This is a genomic window from Nocardioides cremeus (assembly GCF_030518195.1).
GTDB classification, from domain to species: domain Bacteria; phylum Actinomycetota; class Actinomycetes; order Propionibacteriales; family Nocardioidaceae; genus Nocardioides; species Nocardioides cremeus.
In genome coordinates, this window is the sequence record NZ_JAULSC010000048.1 from 1 (window position 1) to 5,568 (window position 5,568).

Consider the following 5,568-nt stretch of genomic DNA (forward strand, 5'->3'; position numbering starts at 1 on the left):
TGTCCGGCGGCGTCCTACTCTCCCACAACCTCTCGGTTGCAGTACCATCGGCGCTGAAAGGCTTAACTTCCGGGTTCGGGATGGGACCGGGTGTTTCCCTTTCGCTATGGCCGCCGTAACTCTTGCGGCACACATTCCTCAGGAATGTTCACTGGCGGTGGTGTGTGCCAAGCCATTATTCACATGTGATGTGTAGTGGTTTGTGTGTGTGGATTCGTGGACGCGAGCACTCATTTGTAGGTTCAGCTGAGTGGTTGTGGGACAAGCCCTCGGCCTATTAGTACCGGTCGGCTAGGCATTGCTGCTGTACACCTCCGGCCTATCAACCCAGTGTTCTGCTGGGGGCCTTACCCGGTTGACCCGGTGGGAAACCTCATCTTGAAACGTGCTTCCCGCTTAGATGCATTCAGCGGTTATCACTTCCGAACGTAGCTAACCAGCCGTGCCCCTGGCGGGACAACTGGCACACCAGAGGTTCGTCCATCCCGGTCCTCTCGTACTAGGGACAGCCTTTCTCAAGTTTCCTGCGCGCGCGGCGGATAGGGACCGAACTGTCTCACGACGTTCTAAACCCAGCTCGCGTGCCGCTTTAATGGGCGAACAGCCCAACCCTTGGGACCTACTCCAGCCCCAGGATGCGACGAGCCGACATCGAGGTGCCAAACCATCCCGTCGATATGGACTCTTGGGGAAGATCAGCCTGTTATCCCCGGGGTACCTTTTATCCGTTGAGCGACGTCGCTTCCACATGCCGACGCCGGATCACTAGTTCCGACTTTCGTCCCTGCTCGACATGTCTGTCTCACAGTCAAGCTCCCTTGTGCACTTACACTCGCCACCTGATTGCCAACCAGGCTGAGGGAACCTTTGAGCGCCTCCGTTACTCTTTAGGAGGCAACCGCCCCAGTTAAACTACCCATCAGGCACTGTCCCTGATCCGGATAACGGACCTAGGTTAGACATCTAGTACGACCAGAGTGGTATTTCAACGATGACTCCACACTCACTGGCGTGAATGCTTCACAGTCTCCCACCTATCCTACACAAGCCGAACCAAACACCAATACCAAACTATAGTAAAGGTCCCGGGGTCTTTCCGTCCTGCCGCGCGTAACGAGCATCTTTACTCGTAGTGCAATTTCGCCGAGTCCACGGTTGAGACAGCGCCCAAGTCGTTACTCCATTCGTGCAGGTCGGAACTTACCCGACAAGGAATTTCGCTACCTTAGGATGGTTATAGTTACCACCGCCGTTTACTGGGGCTTAAATTCTCCGCTTCGGTATTGCTACCTAACAGGTCCTCTTAACCTTCCAGCACCGGGCAGGAGTCAGTCCGTATACATCGTCTTACAACTTCGCACGGACCTGTGTTTTTAGTAAACAGTCGCTTGGGCCTGGTCTCTGCGGCCCTTCCCGCTCCCACCGCAAGGGTGTTCACGTTCCGGGCCCCCCTTCTCCCGAAGTTACGGGGGCATTTTGCCGAGTTCCTTAACCGTGGTTCGCTCGATCGCCTTAGTATTCTCTACCTGATCACCTGAGTCGGTTTGGGGTACGGGCGGCGCATAGCTCGCTAGAGGTTTTTCTCGACAGCATAGGATCATCCACTTCCCCCCAACGGGGTCCCCATCACATCTCAAGCCCGACATCAAAGTCAGAGATCCGGATTTGCCTAGATCTCGCCCTACATGCTTAGCCGTACACAACCATCGGTACGGTTGGACTACCTTCCTGCGTCACCCCATCGCTTGACTACTACCAGTTCGGGTCCCACGCTACGCTCAAGCGCCTCGCCCCGAAGGGTCCGGTCACTTGAGTTTCAGATGGTTAGCATCACCAGGTTCGTCATGGGCGCTACTTTGCCGGTACGGGAATATCAACCCGTTGTCCATCGACTACGCCTGTCGGCCTCGCCTTAGGTCCCGACTTACCCAGGGCAGATTAGCTTGACCCTGGAACCCTTGATCATTCGGCGCACGTGTTTCTCACACGTGATTCGCTACTCATGCCTGCATTCTCACTCGTGTCGCATCCACACCTGGATCACTCCGGCGCTTCACTCGCGACACGACGCTCCCCTACCCATCCACACACCTGAACACCCATCGAGTGGGTGCTGGGCTTGCATGAATGCCATAGCTTCGGCGGATGACTTGAGCCCCGCTACATTGTCGGCGCGGAATCACTTGACCAGTGAGCTATTACGCACTCTTTCAAGGGTGGCTGCTTCCAAGCCAACCTCCTGGTTGTCAGTGCGACTCCACATCCTTTTCCACTTAGTCACCGCTTAGGGGCCTTAGCTGATGGTCTGGGCTGTTTCCCTCTCGACTACGGAGCTTATCCCCCGCAGTCTCACTGCTGCGCTCTCACTTACCGGCATTCGGAGTTTGGTTAACGTCAGTAACCTGGTCGGGCCCATCGGCTATCCAGTGCTCTACCTCCGGCAAGAAACACGCAACGCTGCACCTAAATGCATTTCGGGGAGAACCAGCTATCACGAAGTTTGATTGGCCTTTCACCCCTATCCACAGGTCATCCCCTCAGTTTTCAACCTAAGTGGGTTCGGTCCTCCACGCGGTCTTACCCGCGCTTCAACCTGCCCATGGATAGATCACTTCGCTTCGGGTCTTGATCGTGCTACTCAAGCGCCCTATTCGGACTCGCTTTCGCTACGGCTTCCCCACACGGGTTAACCTCGCAACACAACGCAAACTCGCAGGCTCATTCTTCAAAAGGCACGCCGTCACCCCGTCACACAAGTGTGAGCAAGGCTCCGACGGATTGTAGGCACACGGTTTCAGGTACTATTTCACTCCCCGCCAGGGGTACTTTTCACCTTTCCCTCACGGTACTTGTCCGCTATCGGTCATCAAGGAGTATTTAGGCTTAACGGGTGGTCCCGCCAGATTCACACGGAATTTCAGGGGTTCCGTGTTACTTGGGATGACGCATCACAGCTCGCGACTTACACTTACGGGGCTATCACCCTCTACGGCGCCACTTTCCAGCGGACTTCAACTTCATCACGAGTTTCTTACTGTGCGGTAGGCCGGCAGACCCACCCATGCGATCCCACAACCCCACATACACAACCCCTGCCGGGTATCACATGTACGTGGTTTGGCCTCATCCGATTTCGCTCGCCACTACTCTCGGAATCACTATTGTTTTCTCTTCCTGTGGGTACTGAGATGTTTCACTTCCCCACGTTCCCTCCACACACCCTATATATTCAGGCGCGGGTAACTGGACATGACTCCAGCTGGGTTTCCCCATTCGGACACCCCCGGATCACAGCTTGGTTGCCAACTCCCCAGGGCTTATCGCAGGCTCCTACGTCCTTCATCGGCTCTTGATGCCAAGGCATCCACCATGTGCCCTTCATAGCTTGTCTCACAAACACTCAACAAAAACTACAAAGACTAGAATTAATTACATCTAGAAAGACACGACACCCACACCCACCCCACACAAGAGGCAGATACGTCTGTCGCGTCAGATGCTCGCGTCCACTATCCAATTCACAAACAACCAGCCCACCCAGCCCCCAACACCACCATCCGGCAGCCCTGGGATACCAGGAGGCAACGAGCAACCAGTCACCTGATCCCTCAAAGCTCAACAGTGTGCCAACCCCACCCCAACAAGCAGAGATCTCCAGGTTCCACGCCCACACCCACCCCCGAAAGGACACGTGCGGACAGTACTGAGAAGACCCCGCCCACCAGAGCGAAGCATCATCGACGATTCCACTAGTGAACACCACCATGCGTACCAGAACAGTCGTCTGGTATCGGGGCGTGTGCTCCTTAGAAAGGAGGTGATCCAGCCGCACCTTCCGGTACGGCTACCTTGTTACGACTTCGTCCCAATCGCCAGCCCCACCTTCGACGGCTCCCTCCCACAAGGGGTTAGGCCACCGGCTTCGGGTGTTGCCGACTTTCGTGACGTGACGGGCGGTGTGTACAAGGCCCGGGAACGTATTCACCGCAGCGTTGCTGATCTGCGATTACTAGCGACTCCGACTTCATGGGGTCGAGTTGCAGACCCCAATCCGAACTGAGACCGGCTTTTTGGGATTCGCTCCCCCTCACGGGATCGCAGCCCTTTGTACCGGCCATTGTAGCATGCGTGAAGCCCTGGACATAAGGGGCATGATGACTTGACGTCATCCCCACCTTCCTCCGAGTTGACCCCGGCAGTCTCCTATGAGTCCCCAACACCCGAAGGCTTGCTGGCAACATAGGACGAGGGTTGCGCTCGTTGCGGGACTTAACCCAACATCTCACGACACGAGCTGACGACAGCCATGCACCACCTGTACACCGACTAAAAGGGGCCGTATCTCTACGGCTTTCCGGCGTATGTCAAACCCAGGTAAGGTTCTTCGCGTTGCATCGAATTAATCCGCATGCTCCGCCGCTTGTGCGGGCCCCCGTCAATTCCTTTGAGTTTTAGCCTTGCGGCCGTACTCCCCAGGCGGGGCGCTTAATGCGTTAGCTGCGGCACGGAATCCGTGGAATGGACCCCACACCTAGCGCCCAACGTTTACGGTGTGGACTACCAGGGTATCTAATCCTGTTCGCTCCCCACACTTTCGCTCCTCAGCGTCAGGTAATTCCCAGAGAACCGCCTTCGCCACCGGTGTTCCTCCTGATATCTGCGCATTTCACCGCTACACCAGGAATTCCGTTCTCCCCTGAATACCTCTAGTCTGCCCGTATCGGAAGCAAGCACTGAGTTAAGCCCAGTGTTTTCACTCCCGACGCGACAAACCGCCTACGAGCCCTTTACGCCCAATAATTCCGGACAACGCTCGCACCCTACGTATTACCGCGGCTGCTGGCACGTAGTTGGCCGGTGCTTCTTCTGTGGGTACCGTCACTTGCGCTTCGTCCCCACTGAAAGAGGTTTACAACCCGAAGGCCGTCATCCCTCACGCGGCGTTGCTGGATCAGGCTTCCGCCCATTGTCCAATATTCCCCACTGCTGCCTCCCGTAGGAGTCTGGGCCGTGTCTCAGTCCCAGTGTGGCCGGTCACCCTCTCAGGCCGGCTACCCGTCGAAGCCTTGGTAGGCCATTACCCCACCAACAAGCTGATAGGCCGCGAGCACATCCCCCACCGAAAAACTTTCCACCACCATCACATGCATGAAGTGGTCATATCCGGTATTAGACCCCGTTTCCGAGGCTTATCCCGAAGTGGAGGGCAGATTACTCACGTGTTACTCACCCGTTCGCCGCTCGTGTACCCCGAAGGGCCTTACCGCTCGACTTGCATGTGTTAAGCACGCCGCCAGCGTTCGTCCTGAGCCAGGATCAAACTCTCCGTTGAAAAACAACACCACACCAACCCACAGGCCGGCATGGAAAAAGAGATGCCTGACAAGAGAACAAAACTGACAATTGCCAGAATCATCGTCTTACCAAAGAAACCATCAACCACATCAGTCCAAAGACATCCATGATCGACGGGGCATAACAAACTAATTCGTCGACTATGACACACTGTTGAGTTCTCAAGAATCAGACGCACACCGTCCCAGCACCTCTCGGCACCAGCGGCGGGGC

3 rRNA genes are annotated in these 5,568 nt (G+C 56.0%); all 3 read right to left on the reverse strand.

The features are described 5' to 3' along the window. Position 1: 1 nt before the first annotated feature. Positions 2-118: ribosomal RNA gene (gene rrf / locus QWJ41_RS20565) — 5S ribosomal RNA — on the reverse strand. A 139-nt stretch (positions 119-257) separates the two neighbouring features. After that, positions 258-3,391 (reverse strand): 23S ribosomal RNA (locus tag QWJ41_RS20570). 419 nt (positions 3,392-3,810) lie between these two features. Continuing rightward, a 16S ribosomal RNA gene (locus QWJ41_RS20575) occupies positions 3,811-5,332 on the reverse strand. The 16S, 23S and 5S rRNA genes sit together here, the layout of an rRNA operon. Positions 5,333-5,568 lie beyond the last annotated feature (236 nt).